This is a genomic window from Paenibacillus typhae (assembly GCF_900099765.1).
Classification (GTDB): Bacteria; Bacillota; Bacilli; order Paenibacillales; family Paenibacillaceae; genus Paenibacillus_AQ; species Paenibacillus_AQ typhae.
Genome location: NZ_FNDX01000045.1, coordinates 22,280 through 43,919 on the forward strand (window position 1 = coordinate 22,280; position 21,640 = coordinate 43,919).

Annotated in this window: 23 protein-coding genes; 13 read left to right on the top strand and 10 right to left on the bottom strand. The window is 49.6% G+C overall.

All coding sequences use genetic code 11. The features are described 5' to 3' along the window. The first annotated feature begins 143 nt into the window (after positions 1–143). The 4 genes from BLR64_RS24645 to BLR64_RS24660 all read left to right on the top strand — a co-directional run bounded on the left by BLR64_RS24645 (position 144) and on the right by BLR64_RS24660 (position 6,174). The gene (locus tag BLR64_RS24645) at positions 144–1,103 is read left to right on the top strand and encodes a YwmB family TATA-box binding protein (RefSeq protein WP_090718685.1); all 960 of its coding nucleotides are present in this window, start codon (positions 144–146) and stop codon (positions 1,101–1,103) included. A gap of 334 nt (positions 1,104–1,437) precedes the next feature. Continuing rightward, the gene (gene zwf / locus BLR64_RS24650; RefSeq protein WP_090718687.1) at positions 1,438–2,988 is read left to right on the top strand and encodes a glucose-6-phosphate dehydrogenase; all 1,551 of its coding nucleotides are present in this window, start codon (positions 1,438–1,440) and stop codon (positions 2,986–2,988) included. 206 nt (positions 2,989–3,194) lie between these two features. Then, entirely contained in the window at positions 3,195–4,427 is a 1,233-nt protein-coding gene (locus BLR64_RS24655; RefSeq protein ID WP_167360779.1) for an MFS transporter, read from the top strand. A 160-nt stretch (positions 4,428–4,587) separates the two neighbouring features. Continuing rightward, complete coding sequence (locus tag BLR64_RS24660; protein WP_090718738.1) at positions 4,588–6,174, top strand: peptide chain release factor 3; 1,587 nt, start codon at positions 4,588–4,590, stop codon at positions 6,172–6,174. A gap of 115 nt (positions 6,175–6,289) precedes the next feature. On the opposite strand, the gene BLR64_RS24665 is transcribed toward BLR64_RS24660, so the two are convergent. Then, positions 6,290–6,535, bottom strand: coding sequence for a small acid-soluble spore protein SspI (locus BLR64_RS24665; protein WP_068725717.1), 246 nt, complete (start codon positions 6,533–6,535; stop codon positions 6,290–6,292). A gap of 175 nt (positions 6,536–6,710) precedes the next feature. On the opposite strand from BLR64_RS24665, the gene BLR64_RS24670 reads away from it, so the two are divergent. Both BLR64_RS24670 and BLR64_RS24675 read left to right on the top strand, forming a co-directional pair. Beyond that, entirely contained in the window at positions 6,711–7,370 is a 660-nt protein-coding gene (locus BLR64_RS24670) for a potassium channel family protein (RefSeq protein WP_090718691.1), read from the top strand. Positions 7,371–7,394: 24 nt separating this feature from the next. Then, the gene (locus tag BLR64_RS24675) at positions 7,395–8,189 is read left to right on the top strand and encodes a TrmH family RNA methyltransferase (RefSeq protein ID WP_090718693.1); all 795 of its coding nucleotides are present in this window, start codon (positions 7,395–7,397) and stop codon (positions 8,187–8,189) included. 86 nt (positions 8,190–8,275) lie between these two features. On the opposite strand, the gene BLR64_RS24680 is transcribed toward BLR64_RS24675, so the two are convergent. Beyond that, a complete protein-coding gene (locus tag BLR64_RS24680) occupies positions 8,276–9,055 on the bottom strand; it encodes an alpha/beta fold hydrolase (RefSeq protein WP_090718695.1) in 780 nt (259 codons plus the stop codon). 296 nt (positions 9,056–9,351) lie between these two features. Between BLR64_RS24680 and licT the strand changes: the two genes are divergently transcribed. The 3 genes from licT (at position 9,352) to BLR64_RS24695 (ending at position 13,650) form a co-directional block, all read left to right on the top strand. After that, positions 9,352–10,182, top strand: a complete 831-nt coding sequence (gene licT, locus BLR64_RS24685; RefSeq protein WP_090718698.1) for a BglG family transcription antiterminator LicT — start codon at positions 9,352–9,354, stop codon at positions 10,180–10,182. A 129-nt stretch (positions 10,183–10,311) separates the two neighbouring features. Continuing rightward, positions 10,312–12,216, top strand: a complete 1,905-nt coding sequence (locus tag BLR64_RS24690; RefSeq protein ID WP_090718700.1) for a beta-glucoside-specific PTS transporter subunit IIABC — start codon at positions 10,312–10,314, stop codon at positions 12,214–12,216. 24 nt (positions 12,217–12,240) lie between these two features. Continuing rightward, positions 12,241–13,650: a 6-phospho-beta-glucosidase gene (locus BLR64_RS24695; protein ID WP_090718702.1), complete on the top strand. Its 1,410-nt coding sequence runs from the start codon at positions 12,241–12,243 to the stop codon at positions 13,648–13,650. A 328-nt stretch (positions 13,651–13,978) separates the two neighbouring features. Here the strand turns inward: BLR64_RS24695 and BLR64_RS24700 are convergent, their stop codons facing one another. Next, on the bottom strand, positions 13,979–14,821 hold the full coding sequence (locus tag BLR64_RS24700) for an NAD-dependent epimerase/dehydratase family protein (RefSeq protein WP_090718704.1): 843 nt from the start codon (positions 14,819–14,821) through the stop codon (positions 13,979–13,981). A 121-nt stretch (positions 14,822–14,942) separates the two neighbouring features. Between BLR64_RS24700 and BLR64_RS24705 the strand changes: the two genes are divergently transcribed. Continuing rightward, positions 14,943–15,779: a helix-turn-helix transcriptional regulator gene (locus BLR64_RS24705; protein WP_090718706.1), complete on the top strand. Its 837-nt coding sequence runs from the start codon at positions 14,943–14,945 to the stop codon at positions 15,777–15,779. Between the two features lie 25 nt (positions 15,780–15,804). On the opposite strand, the gene BLR64_RS31285 is transcribed toward BLR64_RS24705, so the two are convergent. The 6 genes from BLR64_RS31285 to BLR64_RS24730 form a co-directional block, all read right to left on the bottom strand. Continuing rightward, a complete protein-coding gene (locus BLR64_RS31285) occupies positions 15,805–15,942 on the bottom strand; it encodes an IS3 family transposase (protein ID WP_139172088.1) in 138 nt (45 codons plus the stop codon). Between the two features lie 206 nt (positions 15,943–16,148). Continuing rightward, complete coding sequence (locus BLR64_RS24710) at positions 16,149–16,445, bottom strand: spore coat protein (protein WP_090718708.1); 297 nt, start codon at positions 16,443–16,445, stop codon at positions 16,149–16,151. 11 nt (positions 16,446–16,456) lie between these two features. Further along, positions 16,457–16,660: a hypothetical protein gene (locus BLR64_RS24715; RefSeq protein WP_090718710.1), complete on the bottom strand. Its 204-nt coding sequence runs from the start codon at positions 16,658–16,660 to the stop codon at positions 16,457–16,459. Between the two features lie 29 nt (positions 16,661–16,689). Then, positions 16,690–17,826 carry a zinc-dependent alcohol dehydrogenase gene (locus tag BLR64_RS24720; RefSeq protein ID WP_090718712.1) on the bottom strand — a complete coding sequence of 379 codons (1,137 nt, stop codon included), beginning with the start codon at positions 17,824–17,826 and terminating at the stop codon, positions 16,690–16,692. Next, positions 17,823–18,209, bottom strand: a complete 387-nt coding sequence (locus BLR64_RS24725) for a spore coat protein (RefSeq protein WP_090718714.1) — start codon at positions 18,207–18,209, stop codon at positions 17,823–17,825. Before BLR64_RS24725 ends, BLR64_RS24720 begins: the two co-directional genes overlap by 4 nt. Positions 18,210–18,221: 12 nt before the next feature. Continuing rightward, on the bottom strand, positions 18,222–18,464 hold the full coding sequence (locus tag BLR64_RS24730) for a spore gernimation protein GerQ (protein ID WP_074083998.1): 243 nt from the start codon (positions 18,462–18,464) through the stop codon (positions 18,222–18,224). A 183-nt stretch (positions 18,465–18,647) separates the two neighbouring features. Here BLR64_RS24730 and BLR64_RS24735 point away from each other — a divergent pair, with 183 nt between their 5' ends. After that, positions 18,648–18,929, top strand: coding sequence for a hypothetical protein (locus BLR64_RS24735; protein ID WP_090718716.1), 282 nt, complete (start codon positions 18,648–18,650; stop codon positions 18,927–18,929). 164 nt (positions 18,930–19,093) lie between these two features. Beyond that, complete coding sequence (locus BLR64_RS24740; RefSeq protein WP_090718740.1) at positions 19,094–20,179, top strand: L-dopachrome tautomerase-related protein; 1,086 nt, start codon at positions 19,094–19,096, stop codon at positions 20,177–20,179. 87 nt (positions 20,180–20,266) lie between these two features. Here the strand turns inward: BLR64_RS24740 and BLR64_RS24745 are convergent, their stop codons facing one another. After that, positions 20,267–20,818, bottom strand: coding sequence for a helix-turn-helix domain-containing protein (locus tag BLR64_RS24745; RefSeq protein WP_090718718.1), 552 nt, complete (start codon positions 20,816–20,818; stop codon positions 20,267–20,269). Between the two features lie 171 nt (positions 20,819–20,989). Here BLR64_RS24745 and BLR64_RS24750 point away from each other — a divergent pair, with 171 nt between their 5' ends. Then, entirely contained in the window at positions 20,990–21,637 is a 648-nt protein-coding gene (locus tag BLR64_RS24750) for an alpha/beta hydrolase (RefSeq protein WP_090718720.1), read from the top strand. Positions 21,638–21,640 lie beyond the last annotated feature (3 nt).

A 21,640-nucleotide genomic window follows, 5' to 3' on the forward strand; every position in this document is an offset into this window, starting at 1 on the left:
GAGCCTGTTGTGTGCACACTAAATCCTAATACCCTGTAAGTTTTGGACTTTAGCGGAGTTTCTAGCATGCATGTATATCTTCTCCTGAATCAGGCTATCCTTTCTAGTAGATTAATAGATCGGATGAGAGAGGGAGATGCGGAATGCGGCTGGGGAAACATGAACAAGGGATGGGGAAGCTAACGCTGGTCATGATTGGTCTCAGCCTGCTGGTGCTGCCGCTGGCAGGATTCGCAAGCGGGGCCGGCCGCACTGCTGCAGATGAATCTGCAGCAGACACTGCGCTCTCTGCATCCAGCCCGGAGCAGCTGACCCGCTCCCTGAATCTCCTGGCCACAGCCGGCCGGGAAATAACAGCAGATGGTTCTCCGCTCAGGCTGGTTGTTAAATGGCAGGGGGAGTACCGCGGTAAAGCTGCGGATGCCACTGACGCCGCAGATCATGCAGCAGCCACTGCTGCAGCGCAAGCCATGACGAATGCGGATGCCGCTAACGCTGAAGATCATGCAGATGCCGTTACTGCGGCCCAAGCTATGTCCCCTATTGAAGCCGCAGATTCTGCCGCACCGGCAGCCCAGCTGGCCGGGCTGCTCGGACTAGGCAAGCTGGAGGCAGCCGAAGAAGATGGCCATGTAACCTACAGAGCCTCACGTGCGCTTGATTCAACCAGTACGGTTTCATTGTTCTGGAGTGAGCTGGGCCAGGATGTAAGCTATGTAATCGTGACAGTGGAGACGAAGGATCTGCTGCAGGCAGAAGCGGTTCAGACTGCGGCAGCAGACGCAGGAGCACAGATGCTGGCCGCTGGCATTACTCCAGAATGGAATGCTTCACTGCAGGGCACATCATTGGTGCATGAATCTCCCCGCGAGGCGCTTGAGCGGGCGGAGGGGGCAATTACTAAGCGGCTGGGCGGATTAGAAGCAGCAGAAAGCTACGAAGACGTTGCGACGTATAGCCGTTCCTACAGCATTCAAGGCGCCCAGAGATACGTGAACAGCGGAGATAATAGAATAGCTCTCCAGGCGGCCGTACACCAGAACAGTAATAACAACAGTAACCGCGTGACAATCGGGCTGCCGCTCATTACAATTGAATATTAATGGATGGAGCTTTGCACAAGCCTCGTCATAATCCGCCGTAATTCAGCATATCCTACAGAATGCTCCGCAAAACCGGGCTCCGCGTTTGCGGAGCTTTTTGCCGGAAGGTATAATATGTAAGTGTAGCAGCAGCTGTTGCTCCGGCAGCAGACTATAAGCTTCGGTATGAAAAAGGATAAGAAAGTTTAATGGAAAATTGCGAAATCCCGAGAAAAACTGTCAGGAATGTGATAGCATCCTTACGGTGAATATGATAAAATGACATCACGCCGTGCTACGGCACGATGAGAATGATTGTCAACTAACTATATTACATACAGAGAGATGAGGAGCCATGGCTGAAAATCAAACCCTTGATGAACTGCATACACCCGGTGCTGTATTCTTTATTTTTGGGGCAACCGGAGATCTGGCCCGGCGGAAGCTGTTCCCTGCGATATACAGCTTGTACCGCGAAGGCAAGCTGACTCATGATTTTGCGGTAATTGGCGTGGCTCGGCGTCCCCGTACCCAGGAGGAATTCCGGGAGGATGTGAAGGAATCCATCCGTGAATTCTGCCGTTATCAGGTAGCCGATGCTGCGGAATGGAATGATTTTGTACAGCATTTCGAATATAAATCACTGGATATTAACAATGTCGACGGCTTCCGTGAGCTGAGTGCGCAGACAGAGCTGCTGGAGCAGAAGTTCCAGATCCCGGGCAACCGGATGTTCTATCTGGCTCTGGCTCCCGAGCTGTTCGGCAGCGTCTCGTTCAACCTCAAGGCAGGCGGAATGCTGCAGGGTGCCGGCTGGAACCGTCTGGTTATCGAGAAACCGTTCGGCTACAATCTGGAATCCGCAGAGCAGCTGAATGAGCAGATCCGCCAGGTCTTCAAGGAAGAAGAGATCTACCGGATTGACCACTATCTGGGCAAGGAAATGGTGCAGAACATTGAGGTTATCCGTTTTGCTAATGCATTCTTTGAACCGCTGTGGAACAACAAGCATATTGCCAACATTCAGATTACCCTTGGCGAAACGGTCGGGGTTGAAGAACGCGGCGGGTACTATGATCATGCCGGAGCACTGCGCGATATGGGGCAGAACCATATTTTGCAGCTGCTGACGATGATTGCGATGGAGCCGCCAAGCCGTCTGCTGGCTGAGGATATCCGAGACGAGAAGGTAAAGGTGCTCCGTTCGCTGCGTCCGTACTCTTCCTCGGAGGAAGTGCGCGAGAATGTGGTGCGCGGGCAGTACACTCAGGGCCTCTACAAAGGCAAGAGCCTGCCGGCTTACCGCCAGGAGGATAAGGTAGATCCTGAGTCCAATACGGAGACGTATTTTGCAGCGCGTGTTTTTGTAGACAACTTCCGCTGGGCGGGCGTTCCATTCTACATCCGTACAGGCAAACGTCTGCCCGTGAAGACAACGGAAGTGGTGGTGGAGTTCAAGGGTATGCCGACCAATGTATACCTGGGTCAAAAGCATAAGCTTGAGCCGAACCTGCTCGTTATCCGCGTCAATCCGATGGAAGGCATCTACGTGAAGATTAACGCCAAGAAGCCGGGCTCGGAGTCGGAAATTCAGCCGCTCGCCATGGACTTCTGCCAGAGCTGCATGGTCGGCATCAACTCGCCGGAGGCTTACGAGCGTCTGCTGCATGATGCGGCACGCGGCGATTCGACCTATTTTACCCGTTGGGATGAAGTATCGTCGGCCTGGTCCTTCGTTGACCGGATTGCACAGGCCTGGAAGGAAGAAAGCAATGATCTGGCATCCTACCCTGCAGGCTCATGGGGCCCGGTAGAAGCAGACCAGCTGCTGGCTCAGGAAGGCTTCCACTGGTGGCCGGTGAACGGACAGGATGAAGATAATGTGGTATGGCGTGTGAACAGCTAGTACCAGCTTTATTAATTACATAACAGCGGTTCCCCGGTGACGGGGGAGCGCTGTTTTTGTATTTTGCGTGAAAGTTACAAAAAAAGGATTTCGATTCTGCGCATTTGCTATATAATCCCATTACATGTAGAGAGAAGCAACACGGGGAAAGTGCATCAGCCACCAGAAGGCCTACAACATCCTTGGCAGGAATGGGGCGTTCGATAATGAATAGGACACGGCAAGCTCATAAGCAGTACAGCTTTTTTCTGGGGACCCTGCTATGCGGCTATAATCTGGCTGATAAGCTGTACGGGGCGGTATATATTGTGCTGATGAGTATGAGGGGAATTGATCCGCTGCAGATCAGTATTGTATTCGCGGTGTCCTCGCTGTCCCTCGCGGTATTTGATTATCCCAGCGGCAATCTGTCTGACCTGTACGGGCGGAAAAAGCTGACGGCCACCGGTTTTATAATATGGGGGGCGGGATTGACTGTATTTGCTTTTGCCGGTAATCTGGCGGCGTTCATCGTTTCTGCGGTTGTAATGTCGCTGGGAGTTGCACTGATTTCCGGCTCGCCGCAGGCCTGGTATCTGGATAAGCTTGAGGATCTGGGCATGCCGGACTATAAAAATATCGCACTGCCGCGCCTGAACGGATATGTGTCTGCTTTTGCGGTTGTGGGGGCACTTTTGGCGTCATTCACCAGCAATATTCATCTCTACCTTCCGGTTGCTGTAGCGGGTGCGGCGGCAGCGGGAATTGGTGTTTACGCGTGGCTGAGGTTCAGCGACAATTACGGCGTTCGGACGCAGGACAGTGTGTTTAAAGAGGTCTATGTGACCACGGCTGAATTTGCCGGAAACAAGCTGATGCGCTTTATTCTGTTCAAAAGCATCCTCAGCCATGCCGCATTGCTTGCCTTCCTGCTGAGCTGGCAGGTGTATGGTGTGAATGAGCTCGGGCTGCCCGCGGGCTATTTAGGGGGATTGCTGGTTTTGTTCATGGCTGTGATCAGCCTGTCTTCGTTCTGCAGCTCTTTTCTGGCGAAACGGAAGGTGCGGGCGGTGCGGATCATTTCCGGCGGTCTGCTGCTGTCGGCTGCGGGGCTGCTGCTTGCGGGGCTGTTTGCCCATCCGGCTGTGTTTTTCGCGGGGCTGGTTTTATATGAATTCGGGCTTGGTCTGGAGTCCTCCTTATTCAGTGCATGGGTCCAGGATTTCATTCCCCGTGGCAAAAGAGCAACGTTCACCTCAGGGTTATCCGCCCTCAAATCGCTTGCCGGCTTCGCCATTACCCTGCTGCTTGGTCTGGCTGCCGAACGGCTGGGCTATACTGTTATCTGGATAATGGGTGCGCTGAGCCTGATCTTGTCCGTGGCGGTTTTGCTCATTTTTAACAGAAAGATTGTCATGGCAGACACGGCCCGCGCAGAAGCGAAAACGGCAGCCGGTTAAGGGATGCGCGGGAAACGGCAAATTTGTACAACTTGTTTCACTTCCGCCGCTTTTTTGTAGATAAAGTCTGCCCAATTTTGATATACTTTAAAGGATGCTTTCTGGAAACGGAAAAAGAATGGCGATCAAGCATGAATTTATATATGAAGGGATATGTGCAATGGATAAGGCACCGGATCAGAAACTGCAACAGGAAGTGGACAAACGGAGAACGTTTGCGATCATTTCCCACCCGGATGCGGGTAAAACAACATTGACGGAAAAGCTGCTGCTGTTCGGCGGCGCGATCCGGCTGGCGGGAACGGTTAAAGCCCGCAAAGCAAGCAAGCATGCGACAAGTGACTGGATGGAAATAGAGAAGCAGCGCGGAATCTCGGTAACGTCTTCCGTCATGCAGTTTGACTACTCGGGCCACCGGGTGAACATTCTGGACACTCCGGGTCACCAGGATTTCAGTGAAGATACCTATCGTACCCTGACAGCGGCGGACAGTGCAGTCATGCTGATTGACGTGGCAAAAGGGGTCGAGGCACAGACGATCAAGCTGTTCCAGGTCTGCGCCAAGCGAGGTATTCCGATCTTTACCTTTATCAACAAGCTTGACCGTGAAGGCCAGAGCCCGTTCGATCTGATGGAGGAGCTGGAGAACGTACTGGGCATCCGCTCCGTACCGATGAACTGGCCGATCGGCAGCGGCCGCGAGCTGTGCGGCGTGTACGACCGGATGAAGAATCAGGTGGAGCTGTTCCAGGGCGACGATCATTCGGTGATCAAGGTCCAGAAGGTGGAGGACTACCACGATCCGATCATCCGTGAGATGGCCGGAGAATATCTGCATGACCAGCTGTGCCAGGACCTGGAGCTGCTGGATGTCGCGGGTGACGCCTTTGATTATGAAAAAGTACTGCGCGGGGAGCTGACTCCGGTCTTCTTCGGCAGTGCGATCAATAACTTCGGGGTGCAGACGTTCCTTGACAATTTCCTGGAGCTGGCGCCGAAGCCGGAGCCGCGCCGCAGTACTGTTGGCTCAATTGAACCGACGAATGAGAAATTCACCGGCTATGTCTTCAAAATCCAGGCCAACATGAACCCGGCGCACCGTGACCGTATCGCGTTCCTGCGGATTGTATCCGGCAAGTTCGAGCGCGGCATGAGCGTGAAGCATGTCCGGGCGGGCAAAGACATCAAGCTGTCCCAGCCCCAGCAGTTCCTGGCCCAGGACCGTGATATTGTCGAAGAGGCGTATCCGGGCGACATTATCGGTCTGTTTGACCCGGGGATTTTCCGGATCGGCGATACGCTGAGCCAGGCGGGAGAGATGGAGTTCGATGAGTTGCCGACGTTCTCACCGGAGATTTTCTCCAAAGTGAGCATCAAAAATGCACTCAAATCGAAGCAATTTCAAAAAGGGATTGACCAGCTGACGGAAGAAGGGATGATCCAGGTATTCCGCACGGTCAATTTTGACGATATTATTCTTGGCGTAGTCGGACAGCTGCAGTTCGAAGTGTTCGAATACCGGATGAAGGGCGAATATGGCGTGGATGTGCAGCTGCAGCGGATGAGCTACCAGTTCGCACGCTGGATTGTTGATGACAACAAGCCGGACCCGGGCAAATTCCGCATTAATTCTACGCTGGTAACCGATAAGAAGGGCAATTATGTCGTGTTATTCGAAAATGAATACGCGATGCGTACGGCGATGGAGAAGAATCCGACTGCCAAGTTCCTGGAGACGGCTCCCTAAAGCACAGCGGGAATGGCCGGATGAGCCTGACCGGACTGTACGGATAGCTTATTAAATAAAAACCTCCGCCTCTAACTGTGCGATGCACGGCCGGGATGCGGAGGTTTTTGGCTGTCTAGCTCTGCTCGGTGGTAACCGATCCGGGGGTGATCTCCTCCAGATGCCGGTGCAAAAGACCGATGACATGATCCTGCTTGGCCTTGCCGATGTCTTTCCAGACCATTTCAAATACAACACCAAGTCCGGGAAGCGCCGCTTCCGGCCCGTCTACAGAGCCTTCGATCATGTGGCGCAGGTCTTCCTCAGACTGGCCGTGCACTTTATGAAGAATCGCCTGGCGTAAATCAATGGTTACCGGCATGGTGCACCTCCTTTTTCATTGTTTGGGGGAAAAGTGGAACAGGCATCCGGAACAGAATCTGCCTCCTCCAAAATGCCCTGTACTAATGTGCCCTGCGGCGGCAGTGAAAATTCAAGTTTGGCCGCCCATATGCTATACTGTGTGAGATGAAAAATGCTGCAGGAGGTACACGGACATGGCCAAAAAACAATACGCGATTATCGGGATGGGGCGCTTCGGCTCAAGTGTAGCCAAGGCGCTAAGCGGCATGGGGTACGATGTGCTTGCAATCGATACCGACGAACAGCGGACCCAGGAGATATCCGGTATTGTAACCCATGCCGTATCCGCAGATTCCACAGATGAGGAAGCGCTGCGTGCGCTGGGTATCCGCAACTTCGACGTTGTAGTTGTAGCGATCGGCGAAGATATTCAGGCCAGCATCCTGACCACGCTGATCCTGAAGGATCTGGGTGTGCCGGCCATTCTGGTCAAAGCCAGAAATGAGCTGCACGGCAAGGTGCTTAGCAAGATTGGCGCAGACAAAATCATCTATCCGGAACGGGACATGGGCCTAAGGGTTGCGCATCATCTGGCCTCGCCGAACATTCTTGACTATATCGAGCTGTCCCCGGATTACAGTATCCTGGATATGAAGGTGCCGAAGCAGATGCTCGGCAAAAACCTGCTGGAGCTGGACATCCGCGCCAAATACGGCTGCAATGTCATGGCGATCCGCCGGGGCGATGAAATGAACATCACTCCCAGAGCCGAGGACCGGCTCGCAGACGGCGATGTGCTGGTTATCGTCGGGCATAAGGATAACCTGACCAGGCTGGAGATGGCGTATCATTAACGAAGTACGAAAGGACATGACCTCATGGAAATATTATCTCCGCAAAATACGCGGGTTAAGGAATGGGCCGGACTGCAGGAGAAGAAGCACCGCGACAAGACCGGTAAATATATTGTAGAGGGCATCCATCTGGTGCAGGAGGCGCTGCTGGCGGAAGCCGAGGTAGAGATTCTCGCCTACGATTTGGACAAGGGAATGCCGTCGGAGCTGCGGGAGCATCTGCAGGCCGTACAGGGCATGGAGGTCATCGGCGTTTCGGCGGCCGTCATTGCCAAGTGCAGCAGCACGAACACCCCGCAGCCTGTGTTTGCGGTTGTCCGCAAAGAGCAGCAGGGAGTGGAGACGATCCTGGCGAAGCCGGACAGTCTGGTTGTTGTGCTGGACGGCGTCCAGGACCCGGGCAACGTGGGCACGATCATCCGCAGCGCGGACGCCGCCGGCGCGGACGGGGTTATCCTCGGCCAGGGCTGCGCCGACCTGTATAACCCCAAGACCATCCGCTCCACGATGGGCTCGATGTTCCATCTCCCGGTAGTGGAGGGAGATCTGGGCGCTGTTCTGCCGCAGGCGCGTGAGCGCGGAGCCCTTCTGGTCAGCACCTCGCTGACCGGCGAAGACTCCTGCTACACGCACGACTTCCGCGGCAGCCAGTGGCTGCTGATCGGCAGCGAAGGCAAGGGGATCTCACCGCAGACGGCAGCGCTCGTAGACAAGAGCATCATCATTCCGATGGCCGGCCGGGCCGAGTCACTGAATGCGGCGATGGCAGCGACGATTTTGTTGTTTGAGGGGATGCGGCAGCGGGGTTTTAACAAATAAATAATGCCCGTGTTGTGAGTTGTAATTCATCTTGTCACCGTTTGGAATGTAGATTACGGGAGCGATGATCCGGCTAATCCGGGTCGTTATGCAAAAGAAGATAATAATTGGTTGAATCTATCGCGCTCCTCCAAAAAAGCGCAATGACCGCTGTAATGGAACGGAACCAGCTGCGAATTTTTGATCAGCTTATTTGTTTCCTCAGCTTTGGTATACGGAACGACCTTATCATGAATTCCGTGAATAATTAATGTGGGTACATTGATCTGACCGAGATCGTTGTAGACATTTTCATCTCTAAGCGTGGCCATAATGGCGGAAGTTGCCCAATTCGCGGCTTGTAATCCCATTGAAACGAACCAATCAGATTTCGGTACGGAAATATACTGAAAGAAAAAATTTCCCGTTTGGTCCTGCAGCATTTGCGGCCGGTCATGATTTGTATCTTCGATAATTTTATTTGTAAATTCTTTCGGAACGCTAGATGGAGAGGCAGCGTCGATCAGGACGAGTTTAGATACCCCATACTCTTTGTGACGGGCCATATAACGAATCGATATCGCGCCTCCGGTAGAGTGTCCTGCAAGTGTTATGTTTCTTAACTGTAACGCCTCGATGACCATGCGGACATCATCCGCTAATCTGTCGAAATTGTACCCGGCAAATGGTTTATCCGAATTCCCGTATCCTCTCCAGTCCATTCCGATACAACGATATCCGAGCTTAGGAAGGAAATTGAATTGATATTCGAACTGGTTATGGTTTAGCGGCCATCCATGAATAAAAAGTATCGTTTTATTTCCCGTCGGATTGATGTCCTCTATAAATACTCTTACGCCCGGTTCCACAGTAACAAAGTATCCCAAGTGAATCGCCTCATTTTTTAAAAAATGTACTTTCCCTTTAAGATATTCGCCCTAGGCAAGGTGAATGCGTAATTTCGGCGTCAAATTGAGTTTAGAGAGGGCAACATTTCCCATGAAAAGGGTTGCAAGAAAGTCTTGTTGAACCAAAAAATCCATGATATAATCGGTTCATAATTAAATTAAATAGATATCGTGGATTGTTACTACGTATGTAGGCAATACCATTAACAGAGCCATATTTATATGGTGAAGTTTGTGGTCTTGCCTTTTTTTATTTTCTGATAAAGGTGGTTATTATGAGAATTGCAAAGGTGTTGAATAATAATGCCATCATAACTGTGAATGACCAGAATAAAGAAGTGGTGGTAATAGGCAGGGGGATTGCGTTTAAGAAGAAAGCAGGAGATCTGATCGAAGAAGCTAAAATTGAGAAAATCTTCATGGATAATGAGAGTATATCGGAACAAATGAAGACGCTTCTGTCTGAAATCCCTCTTGAGCACATGGAAATATCGGAGAACATTATCACGATAGCTAAAATGAATCTGGGGAAGCGATTGCATGAAAGCATCTATGTTAGTCTGACAGACCATATTCATTCTGCGATCGAACGATTCAGGCAGGGACATCATATCAAGAATGTGTTGCTGTGGGAGGTCAAGAAATTCTACAAGGATGAGTTCGCAATTGGAGAGAAAGCGCTGCTGCTCATCCATGAGAAGCTGGGAATTATGTTCCCGGAGGACGAGGCCGCTCATATTGCGCTTCATCTGGTGAATGCGCATATGAATGAAGAGATTCCAAATGTAGTCAAAATCACGAAGATTGTGCATGAAATTCTCAATATCGTGAAATATCACTTCAAAATCGACTATGCAGAAGAGTCGCTAACCTATTACAGGTTCATCACCCATCTCAAATTCTTCGCCCGAAGAATATTAAATGGAACGCATATCGAGAATACCGACAGTGAGTTATATGAGATGGTCAGACAGCAGTATAAGGACTCCTTCTTGTGTGGACAGAAGATTCAAGACTATATCCGAAAAACGTACAATTGCACGCTAACCAATGAAGAAGTCATGTATTTAACGATTCATATTGAAAGAGTCGTACATCTAAAATAACCCTTGTTTGGGGTTGCTACTGCGAGGCAGGCAAAACCTAAACTGGTAATGGACTACCCCAATGATGTCAGGGGGTATTCTTTCACCGGTTTAGGTTTTTCTTATAAATGAAGAGGAGTGAGCAGTACCATGGATCAACAAAAGCTGGCAAAAGAAATACTGAGGTTAGTAGGCGGGGAAGACAACATACAGGATTATACCCATTGTATGACCAGACTTCGTTTCAATCTGCGGGATAATGGGGCGGCAGACCGGGCGAAGCTAAAGGAGCTGCCTGGAGTTATGGATGTTAACATTAACGGCGGGCAATTTCAGGTGATTATCGGAAACGATGTGTCCAAGGTGTATGGGGAGTTAAGCAAGATTGCCAAAAACAATGCTGGCTCTACCAGGGAGAACGCTGAACATCAAGGTAACAATAGAGGGCAGAAGCTCGGCATCAAGGGCTCGATTGGCAAGTTTTTTGCAGATATATTACCCGGGATATTTAATCCTCTTGTTCCGGCTATAGCGGGTGCAGGGATGATCAAGGCGCTGCTGGCTGTAATCGTCATGTTTAATGCCACAGCGGCGAATACGGATCTCTACAAAATTCTGAATATTATTTCAGATGCCGTATTCTATTTCCTGCCGATGCTGCTCGCCTTCAGCTCTGCCAAGAAATTCAATGTCAATCCGTATCTGGCTGTTGTTATAGGGGGCGTGCTGCTACATCCTAACTTTGCCAAATTTATGGCCGACGGTATAACGTCGATGAGCTTCCTGGGGCTCCCGGTCAAGCTGGTATCCTATTCTTCGTCTGTCATTCCTATTATTGCTACCGTATGGATCATGTCTTATGTAGAACGTTTTGTCCGTAAAATTGTACCGAATGTACTGAAGACCATCCTGGAACCGATGCTGATCCTGTTAATTGTGGCACCTATCGCATTAATCGTGATTGGCCCATTAGGAATTTATGCGGGTAATGCCATTGCCGATGGCTACATGTATTTCTATGAGCATTTCGGTGTAATCGCGGGCACTCTGCTTGGAGCCACATTCTCGCTGATGGTCATCACCGGACTGCATTACGGCCTTATTCCGCTTGTCTTTCAGGCGATTGCCCAGAACGGCTTCGACTATATTATGCCGATTATGACCGTTGCTAATATCGCGCAGGCAGGTGCTGTATTCGCAGTATTCCTGAGAACCAAGAATAACAGTATGAAGTCCTTGTCTGGAGCCTCAACTATTAGTGCGCTGATGGGTATTTCTGAGCCGGCTATTTATGGTGTGAACCTCAAATTGAAAAAGCCGTTTATTGCCGGGGTGATCGGTAGTGCGGCAGGTGCATTCATCTTAAGTATCTTCCAAGTGGCAGCCTATGCGCTGGGTAAAGTCGGCTTGCCGTCCTTGCCGCTGTATATCGGACATAAATTTTCGCTGATGGTTCTGGCGGTGTGTGTCAGCTTTGTCGTTGCTGCTGTTGTCGCTTATGTTCTGGGCTTCAAGGATGTTAAAGAAGAGGCAGCGGAAGAGAACAATGCAGATCTTTCCAGTCCGCCCGCTAATGAACCTCAATCTGCCAAAAAGCTGCAAAACGAAGAAATCTATGCTCCCATTGAAGGCGAAGTTAAAAGCTTGAGCGAAGTCAGCGATCCCGCCTTTTCGCAGGAGACGATGGGGAAAGGGATTGCAATCCTGCCTAGCGAGGGTCGTGTTGTCTCTCCAATTAATGGTGTGTTGTCGGTGGCTTTCAAAAAGAAACATGCGGTCCTCCTTACCAGCGACGATGGGGCAGAGGTTCTGATTCACGTCGGGATTGACACGGTCAAGCTGGGCGGTAAACACTTCACTCTTCATGTTAATCAAGGTGAGCGGGTAAGTGTCGGCGATCTGATTCTTGAATTCGATATGGACAGCATTACTCAGGAGGGCTTCGATATTATTACTCCGGTAATTATTTCTAATACCAGCGACTACGCAGGTATTACCGCTGTCAGCCAGACCACCGTCAAGGAAAAGGATACTCTATTGAAACTTAATGTATAAAACATCAGAAGGGAAGATTATAGAATGAAACAGACAGACATCCAATTCCCGGAAGGCTTCTTATGGGGTGGCGCGATTTCGGCTAATCAGGCGGAAGGGGCCTATCAGGAGAATGGTAAAGGGTTATCGATTGCTGACATTCTGGCCAACGGGATCTTTAACCCGCCATATGAGCATCCCGATAAGAAGAATCCTTACCATGAGGCGATTGATTTCTATCACAGATATGAGGAGGATATCGCTTTATTCGCTGAGATGGGCTTCAAAGCGCTTCGTACCTCCATTGCCTGGACAAGAATATTCCCTAATGGGGACGAAGAGACTCCTAATGAAGCTGGTTTACAGTACTACGATCAAGTATTCGATTGTATGCGGAAGTATAATATTGAGCCGGTTGTGACGCTTTCCCATTATGAGATGCCGCTTGGACTGGTTAAGGATTACGGCGGATGGAGAAACCGCAAACTGATAGCGTTCTTTGAAAGATATGCGATTGCCGTATTCAAGCGCTACAAGGAAAAAGTGAAATATTGGATTGCCTTCAACGAGATCAATGTCCTGCTCCACATTCCCTTCGTCGGCGGAGGAGCGGTCATTCAGGAAGGCGAAAATAAGAAGCAGATCATCTATCAGATGGCGCATTACCAGCATGTAGCCAGCGCCCTGGCGGCGAAGGCCTGCCATGAGATTATACCGGGCTCGCAGATGGGCTGTATGATCGCCGCAGGGCCGTATTACCCGCATACCTGCCATCCGGATGATATTCTCACAGCCATGGAAATGGACAGACAAGTCTACTTCTTCACGGATGTTATGGCAAGAGGATACTACCCTTCTTACGTGAAACGATGGTTCAAGGAGTATGACATCGAGCTGGATCTGACGGCAGAGGATGAACAACTGCTGAAGCAGCATACCGTCGATTACATCAGCTTCAGCTATTATAAGAGCCGCTGTGCCAGTGCCAATCCTAGTGAACTGGAGATGGTATCGGGCAACCTGGCTATGGGTGTCAAGAATCCTTATCTGGAGGCGTCGGACTGGGGCTGGCAGATTGATCCCGCGGGCCTGAGATTCACGCTGAACCAGCTCTACGACCGCTATCAGAAGCCACTTTTCATTGTCGAAAACGGATTCGGAGCTGTAGATATTGTTGGAGAAGATCAGAGCATCCTGGATGATTACCGGATCTCCTATTTACGGGACCATATGATTGAGGCGGGAAAAGCCATTGAAGACGGCGTTGAACTGCTGGGCTTCCTGAGCTGGGGACCGATTGATATTGTAAGTGCCTCTACAGGTGAGATGAAGAAGCGGTACGGTTACATCTATGTAGATAAAGATAATGAGGGGAACGGCACCCTGCGCAGAATCAAGAAGAAGAGCTTCCATTGGTACAAGGAGGTTATCGCCTCCAACGGAGGAAGTTTATAAAATGGCAAAGGCACTCAGCTGGGGAATATCGCCCTGAGAATAGGCTAAAGCTACAGATAGAAACGCTACTGATATAACGTTGTCAGTAGCGTTTGTTTATGATTGGACATGTAGCTATTGAAGAAAGGATGAATACTTGTAAACATCGCTTCGATACGTATGATTACTGACAACATTGATCATCTGGTTGACCGCAATGAGCCAGTGACAGGGCTTAAGGCTAACCCCCATCGATTCTGCGGGAAGTTGTGGAATCGTTCGATTTCTGCATCAGAATATCGAGCACTCTATTATTGATCCCCGGCGGCCGATGCTTATGCAAGTGCCCTCATAAAGCTCCTGCGTCTCTTGCCGTATAGAAAGACGGATAGATCGGCCGGTAATGCAGCTCGTCTCTGATCCGCGAAGTATCGACAATCATATCCCATGGATCATACTGCTGCTGCAGGGCTTCCGGCGAGGGCTCGACCTGATGAAGCTGAAGCATCTCGGCCACGGAGATCGGCGCATCATCAGCCACATTATAGATTCGTCCATCGATTCCCGGTGTGAAGGCGGCGAGCATCAGCGCCTGGCTGATATCCGCATGATGGGCCATATGAATGCGTCTGGCCGGATTCCATTGGCTGAAGTAGGGCAGAACCTCCGCGATATGGGGGTCACACTCACCATAGATGAAGGGAAACCGTACAATACGCAGATCTAAGCCCTGTTCACGATGGAGAGCAAGCAGTGCTGCTTCAGCTTCCGCCTTGCTCTGCGGATAGGCAAAAGCGGGCCGGAGCTCATCCTCCTCCCGGCTGGGCCGCGGATGTTCTCCCGGTCCGTAGACATGGTTGGTGCTTGCGAATACGAACCTTGGCACATCCGCATCCAGCGCCGCACGGGCCAAGGCTACAGCGCCGTCAATATTGGCTGTTCTGGTGGTCTGCTCATCCACGCCCCGGAATTGGGCGGCCAAGTGCACCACAACGTCGTTACCCCGTAGCGCCTCAAGGTAACTTTCCGGCTGCAGAAGGTCACCGTCGACACATTCAGCCCCTTGCCGGCGAAGCTCCTCCACCCTGGCAGCATCCCTGACCAGCAGCGTAACCTGATGGCCGCGCTGGAGCAGGCGCGGAACCAGACGGCTTCCTACCTTACCTGTTGCTCCGGTAACAAAAAGATTCATTCTAAGATCCTCCCAGCATGTTGATATTTGATGTAATAGGATCAGTATAATGGGCTGCGCGAATAGCATCCTTCCTGCCGTTATCGTATCATTGGGAGTGTCAGGATAAGGAGGAGATTCCATGGAAAATGTTTTGCCCAAAACATCATTGGGTGAATTTTTGCGTTCGCGCCGGGAGCGCCTTACCCCAGAAGATGTGGGGTTGGTATCCTATGGGCGGCGGCGGATTCAAGGGCTGCGGAGGGAAGAAGTGGCCCAGCTTGCCTATATCGGAACCTCATGGTACACCTCCCTGGAGCAAGGCCGTGGCGTCAATCCGTCGGAGGATGTACTTAATAACATAGCCAGAGCCCTGCGGCTGACAGAGGATGAACGCCAGCATCTGCATCTTCTTGCCAGACCGGTACTACAGGATCGGGAAGCGGATCAGCATATTCCTGTGGGCATTGAACGGATGATACAGGCACTTGGTCCGAATCCGGTATTTATACTGGGAAGATATTGGGATTTACTGATGTGGAACCAGGCGGCTGAGCTTGTGTTCCGTTTACCTTCATATGCGGATACGGGGCCGGAGTGCATTAACTGGATCAGGTATCTTTTTACAGAGCTGGGGTCAAGCATAGAGGATTGGGAGTACGGTGCCAAAGTCCTGATTGCCCAGTTTCGTGCGGATTACGCACGCTTCCCTGATGATGCGAGGTTTAAGGAGCTCCTCCAAGAGTTCATGCAGAACAGCCGGCTCTTTCGGGAGACCTGGGCGCTTCATGAGGTTCAGGCCGTTGCAGACCGCCACAAACGGAGATACGATCCCCAGATCGGCGAGATGGAGTTCGAGCATGTGACCCTGCAGCCTCCAGGCAACCCGGATCTTAAGGTGATGATTTACACAGCTTCAACAGAGACAAGTGTGCGGCTGCAGCATATGCTGGAGGCCCTTGAGGCAAGAGCGAAATAATATTAAAAAAGCTGGAGGACTGGTATTATCCCCTCAAGTAGACATGTGAGAAAAGCTGCGCAGCCAGCGCGTGCCGATACTTAATCGGTGCGCTCTGATTCAATTTCGCCTGAAAACGTTGGTAGTTATAAAAGTAGATATATCCCTCGACCGCTTGATAAATTGCTTCTAATTCTTAAGCCAGACTTCAGTGATTCGTTCATAATCTCATAATCGGTCTGCGTATCAAGTTCAATTCCTCTGGTCGATTCCGGATAAATGAGGAGGAATCCTCATGAGCGATACAAAGAACCGTTACGTTGTAATCGGCTAAAGTCAAAAACGCGCCTGAACCATGGTGGTTTGCGCGTTTTTTGGGCGAGTTTGGCGTCAGGACGGAATGTTCGTAGCGGTCTGAATATTTTTCAGATCAAGCTGAATTTGCTCCGGAATATGGTAGGGGTGGTAAAGGCCCCGCTGCATCATATAGTCTGTTATCTTTTCATGTGAATTAATAGCCTCGCCGAGTTGTTTCATCAATATATCCCTGATTTCGGGGGTGGCACATTCAGTCACAGCCATGGCGTAGTTTCTGACTCCGCTCTTGGCGTTCATCAAAAGATCCATTGCGATCACGTCATCGGTCAGCGTATGAAGACCGGTCATGTGTTCTAATATTGGGTTCATTTTTTTATCTCCTATACAGTCACTTTAGATAAAACTCCACCGAGTTCCTGAAGCTGCTGCTGTGATAATGTCGCATCTTGCTGCAAAATTTGCATGAGCTCCGGGTCGGTTACCAGAGCTTGCATGGTCGTAGATTTCGTTAAGCAAACCGCCTTGAACGCAGCCATTTCATGAACCTCCAGTATCTCATGCAAAGCGTAATTGGAATTCTTCATTGGAATTGCCTCCCGGGTATTTGCCATATTCAAGGCTTTAAGATTACTTTGATGCAATCATCGGTTTTGGTATCGAACACTTCATAGCCGCGCTTGGCTTCGCTGAGCGGAATGACGTGCGTAACAATGTCTCCAGGGTCTACTTTGCCCGAAGTAACCAACTCATACATATACGGCATATAGTGAATGACCGGGGCTTGTCCGGAGCGGATATTCACGTTGCGCTGCATGATATCGCCGAGGGGAAACCCGTTATAGCGTCCGCCATATACCCCGGTGACCTGGATGGTGCCGCCTTTGCGGACAGCCTGGGATGCAATGATAAATGCGCTCATGGTGCCGCCCTGCAGCTTCAAACCGCTGGCCAGAAATTCGAGATCACTCATCTTACCGTCCATACCTACCGCATCAATCACGACATCGGCGCCGCCTTTGGTCATTTCCTTGAGAGTGTTACCGATATTCTTATCCTGTTCGAAGTTTACAATTTCGACGTTGTTCGTTCGCTTCGCATGCTGTAAGCGGTAATCGACATAGTCGACGGCTATAACACGCTTAGCCCCTTTAAGCCAGCAGAATTTCTGGGCCAGAAGTCCGACCGGACCGCAGCCGAGCACGATGACCGTATCTCCATTCTTGACGCCGGCGTTATCGACGCTCCAGAATGCCGTAGTCATGGCATCGGCGATCAAGCTTAGCTTTTCGTCCGGTTGTTCGCAGTTTTCAGGGATCTTGAAGTGGGTAAAGTTGGCGAACGGGACCCGTAAATACTCGGCTTGCCCGCCAGGGTATCCGCCTGTTGTTCCGGAGTAGCCGAAATATGCGCCCATATCCCCGTGTTCGTTAGAGTTGTCACATTGGCTTTCAAGCTGATTTTTACAAAAAAAGCATTCTCCGCATGCAATGTTGAACGGAATGATCACACGATCGCCTTTCTTTACCTTTGTCACGCCAGGGCCTACTTCTTCTACAATCCCCATCGGTTCATGCCCGATGACGTAATTCTCCTGAAGGTTAGGGATCATCCCGTGAATCAGGTGGAGGTCTGAACCGCAAATGGCGGTACTGGTGATCTTTACAATCATATCGTCCGGTTTCTCAATCTTAGCATCGGGTACTTCTTTGACAACGACATTTTTAATTCCTTGATATGTTACAGCCTTCATGCTTCATGTCCCCCAATATGTTCATCTGGAGTTCGATCAAACATCCCTTTACGCGACGTATCACCCGGGAACAAATTCATCTGCCCGATCATCACCGTATTTTTCGCTGAAAGCTGGTCGAGCTGGTACTGTTCGTTCAGCTCATAAGGATGGAACCATTTTTTGCGGATCATAAGCTCCGAGATTTCCTGATGCAGTGCGATCCCCTGCATAAGATGATTGCGCAGCAGCGCTCTTACTTCGGGAGAAGCCGTTTCCGTCAGGGCGATGGACAAGTTACGTACACCTTCCTTGGCACGAAGAAGGAAGTCCATGGCAAAAGTCGTATCTGCCATTTCCGGCATGTTTAATGAATTAATCGGGTCTAAATAATCGGTATTCATTGGCGCTCCCCTTTAATGAGTGATAGGTGTCGGGCTATTCGGAACAGGCGCTTGGAAAGGAGCTCTTGCATAGATTGTTTGAAGCTCAGCGATCTGTTGGATGGATTGAATTACGTCTTTCTGCATTAACGCTTTTAGCTCCTGGTCAAAGACCAAGCCTTGCATAAGTTTTGACTTTGCGAGACAGAGCGTTTTAAAGTTTAATGCTTCATGTAGTTCCATTGATTCGTGCGGCGCTAGCGTTGGCGTATTCATTGAGAACGATTCCCTCCTTTTAACTTCACCGTTAAATTCTCCGACTTCATCGGATCTTATACTAATAAAAGTAGCCGGGGGCCGGATTTTCCCATGCCGGTTGTAAGAATATAAACATAATCCAAACCGCATACTGATTTGTGTTTAAGTTATTCATCTTTGCTCACGGAAGGGGGACTCATCTTGCCCAATGGAAAGAAAGTTGATCTAGCCACTGAAAATGCAAAAAAACCGGCAGAAGGTGCACTTAACTCGGGCGGCAATACGCTGGAGCAGCATGCATCTAACGCGGTCTCTGAGGTGCAAACGGCATTAAATCAGGCGATAAGCTCGATAAGTGAATCTAATGCGGCAACAAATTCACAAGCTCTGGAGACGGCCCGGCAGCAATTGACCCAGGCAGAGGAATTTTTAGACCAAGCGCAGACTTCAGCAAACGCATTACGTCTGCCGGACCAACAATAAAACGCTGGCAGCTTTTACAGAGAGCCTTCAATTCCACTTTAGCAGTGGTTTTGAAGGCTTTTTCAGGCTGTAAAATTATTTTTTTATCCGGGCAATTGAACCCTGTTCGGTCATATAAATAAGGGATAGCAGTTCGAACAGTTGAGGAGGACTTTAACCAAGTGATGTTACCGGGTGAAAAATATTTTGGTGAATTTGAGTCGGTTTTTTTATTTAACGGGGCCATGCCTACAGGTGTTACTGTTTCTGAGACCGGGCGTATTTTCATTTGCTTTCCAAAGTGGGGAGATGACGTTAAATTTACGGTGGCTGAAATCGTTCAAGGTACATTACAGCCTTACCCTAGCTTAGAAGCCAATGCGGTAAGCCCATCGAACATCACAACGTCATTCATTAGTGTCCAAAGTGTCGTTGCCGATGGAAAGGGTACGCTTTGGGTACTGGATACAGGAGCTCCTAATTTCTCAGAGCCTATCAAAGGAGGGGCGAAGTTAGTCGCTGTAGATTTAAATTCAAACACCATAAGAAGTATATATACATTTACAGAAGATGTTGTATTGCCGACCACCTATCTGAATGATGTCCGATTTGATTTTCGTGTTGGTAAAGCAGGTTATGCATATATCACGGATTCGTCTTCCCGAGGACCTGGAGCCATTATTGTCGTTGATTTAGAAACTGGTTATGCCTGGAGACGGTTAAACGGGGCAAATTCCACTTCGCCCGATCTCTTTTTCATACCAAAAGTTGAAGGTAAAATCCTGATGAATCGAAACAAAGACGGGTCTACTTCACCCTTTAGATTGGCATCCGATGGTATAGCCATTTCTCCGGATGGCAAGATATTGTATTTCTGCCCGCTCTCCAGCCGTCATCTGTACTCGATTTCAACGGAAGCTTTAAGAGACCGGACCATACCGGATATGACTCTACAGGATTACGTGAAGTATTGGGGAGAAAAAGGCGCTTCAGATGGCATGATCACCGATGCAAAAGGGAACGTGTACGCTGGAGACTATGAAAACAATAGTATTCGAAAGATATTGCCGACTGGAGTAATGGAAACCATCGCACATGATCCGAGAATTTTATGGCCGGATACTTTTTCTATTGGTCCAGATCAATGCTTGTATTTCATCGTGAACCAATTACACCGGCAGTCAAGATTTCATTATGGAAATGACTTGCGGCAGAAGCCTTACAGCTTATTACGTATGAAAATAGCCGAGTCTCCTGCCCCTACCTTCTAGCAATGCTGAATGGTATAAAGGATTCTTAGCTGAAAATATTCACAAAAGCCCGTACCCGGCCTAATGGCTCGTGTACGGGCTTTTGTCTTAGATTAAGTCTTGTGCGTTCTCATTCTCGGTATAGATGGAGATCAGCACGATGGCTGTGTCTTCTCCAATATTTTTTACCAGATGGGGGGTGCAGGCATTCCAGCTAAAGGAATCACCTTCCGTAAACTCGGCTCCATCCTCTCCTTGCTCTGCATATATCCTCCCTTTAATGACTACATGCACTTCCTGCCCTTCGTGTGCATGCGGCGCCTCGCCGGTCATGGCACCGGGAGGGATCTCTACAATGCTCATACGTACGTTCTTCGTAGAGCTCAAGTGTTCCACTTTCAGGTTTTCCGGTCCGCTGGTGGTAATGGTCCGTTCGTCCTTACGAACAATGTGCATTCGTTCTTCTTTCTTAAGAAGCAAATAGGCCAGCGGGACTTTTAGCGCCTGGGCTATATTTTCCAATGTTGAAATAGATGGCGAGGTTTTATTCGTTTCAACCTGGCTCATAAAGCCTTGGGATAGGCCGGTCAATTCGCATATTTGGGCAATCGTTATATTTTTACGCTTCCGGATTGCCCGGATCGTCGAGCCAATATCCATCTGATCACACCCTTGGGATATTTGTAATACAAAACTTAAATTTATATTATCAATTTTCGTGTTGACAAGTCAATGTGAAGCACGTTAAATTACTCATATAGAAAATATATTTTTATTACTAATATTTATTGGACGAAGCAGCAGATAGCGAACAGCAAGGAGGAGTCGAGAATGTTTTCTGCATATCAGTATGATGTTCACTTACCGGCTAATCTGGAGCAGGACAAGAAGTATCCGGTAATTTTTACTCTTCACGGCAAAGGGTCGAATGAACGCAATATGTATGGTCTGGTTGCTCCGCTGGCTGAGGATTTCATCATCATTGGCATTCGCGGTAATCTGCCGCTCGGTACCGGATATCAGTATTACGATTTGAAAAGCCTGGGGAATCCGATCCGGGAGATGTTTGACCAATCGGTAAAAGATCTTGAATCTTTCGTTCATTATGCTACAGAGAAGTATCCGGTTGATCCGGACAGACGTTATTTGCTCGGGTTCAGCCAGGGGGCCATCCTGTCCATGACACTTGCTCTTACAATGGGATCACAATTAAAGGGGATAGTAGCGCTCAACGGATATATTCCTGATTTTGTGAAAACAGAGTACCCGCTTCGCGGGATTAAGGGTGTCTCTATATTTGCCTCGCACGGGGAATATGATTCTGTGTTTCCGGTCCGGATCGGGCACGAGACAGCCGCCTATCTACAAGAACAAACGGAGCGCGTAACTTTCAAATTGTATCCGACCGATCATGGTGTGTCTGAAGAGAATCAGCATGATTTGCTAGAGTGGATTAAGAAAGATGCCAATTTAATTTAAATA

What these genes read in the sequence shown, in the direction of transcription:
- BLR64_RS24645 (WP_090718685.1), top strand. Translation starts at nt 144, where the DNA reads ATGCGGCTGGGGAAACATGAACAAGGGATGGGGAAGCTAACGCTGGTC.
- BLR64_RS24750 (WP_090718720.1), top strand. Translation starts at nt 20,990, where the DNA reads ATGTTTTCTGCATATCAGTATGATGTTCACTTACCGGCTAATCTGGAG.
- BLR64_RS24660 (WP_090718738.1), top strand. Translation starts at nt 4,588, where the DNA reads ATGGATAAGGCACCGGATCAGAAACTGCAACAGGAAGTGGACAAACGG.
- BLR64_RS24730 (WP_074083998.1), bottom strand. Translation starts at nt 18,464, where the DNA reads ATGAATACGCCAACGCTAGCGCCGCACGAATCAATGGAACTACATGAA.
- zwf (WP_090718687.1), top strand. Translation starts at nt 1,438, where the DNA reads ATGGCTGAAAATCAAACCCTTGATGAACTGCATACACCCGGTGCTGTA.
- BLR64_RS24720 (WP_090718712.1), bottom strand. Translation starts at nt 17,826, where the DNA reads ATGAAGGCTGTAACATATCAAGGAATTAAAAATGTCGTTGTCAAAGAA.
- BLR64_RS24740 (WP_090718740.1), top strand. Translation starts at nt 19,094, where the DNA reads ATGTTACCGGGTGAAAAATATTTTGGTGAATTTGAGTCGGTTTTTTTA.
- BLR64_RS24665 (WP_068725717.1), bottom strand. Translation starts at nt 6,535, where the DNA reads ATGCCGGTAACCATTGATTTACGCCAGGCGATTCTTCATAAAGTGCAC.
- licT (WP_090718698.1), top strand. Translation starts at nt 9,352, where the DNA reads ATGAGAATTGCAAAGGTGTTGAATAATAATGCCATCATAACTGTGAAT.
- BLR64_RS24745 (WP_090718718.1), bottom strand. Translation starts at nt 20,818, where the DNA reads ATGGATATTGGCTCGACGATCCGGGCAATCCGGAAGCGTAAAAATATA.
- BLR64_RS24670 (WP_090718691.1), top strand. Translation starts at nt 6,711, where the DNA reads ATGGCCAAAAAACAATACGCGATTATCGGGATGGGGCGCTTCGGCTCA.
- BLR64_RS24715 (WP_090718710.1), bottom strand. Translation starts at nt 16,660, where the DNA reads ATGAAGAATTCCAATTACGCTTTGCATGAGATACTGGAGGTTCATGAA.
- BLR64_RS24690 (WP_090718700.1), top strand. Translation starts at nt 10,312, where the DNA reads ATGGATCAACAAAAGCTGGCAAAAGAAATACTGAGGTTAGTAGGCGGG.
- BLR64_RS24675 (WP_090718693.1), top strand. Translation starts at nt 7,395, where the DNA reads ATGGAAATATTATCTCCGCAAAATACGCGGGTTAAGGAATGGGCCGGA.
- BLR64_RS24700 (WP_090718704.1), bottom strand. Translation starts at nt 14,821, where the DNA reads ATGAATCTTTTTGTTACCGGAGCAACAGGTAAGGTAGGAAGCCGTCTG.
- BLR64_RS24725 (WP_090718714.1), bottom strand. Translation starts at nt 18,209, where the DNA reads ATGAATACCGATTATTTAGACCCGATTAATTCATTAAACATGCCGGAA.
- BLR64_RS24655 (WP_167360779.1), top strand. Translation starts at nt 3,195, where the DNA reads ATGAATAGGACACGGCAAGCTCATAAGCAGTACAGCTTTTTTCTGGGG.
- BLR64_RS24695 (WP_090718702.1), top strand. Translation starts at nt 12,241, where the DNA reads ATGAAACAGACAGACATCCAATTCCCGGAAGGCTTCTTATGGGGTGGC.
- BLR64_RS24705 (WP_090718706.1), top strand. Translation starts at nt 14,943, where the DNA reads ATGGAAAATGTTTTGCCCAAAACATCATTGGGTGAATTTTTGCGTTCG.
- BLR64_RS24710 (WP_090718708.1), bottom strand. Translation starts at nt 16,445, where the DNA reads ATGAACCCAATATTAGAACACATGACCGGTCTTCATACGCTGACCGAT.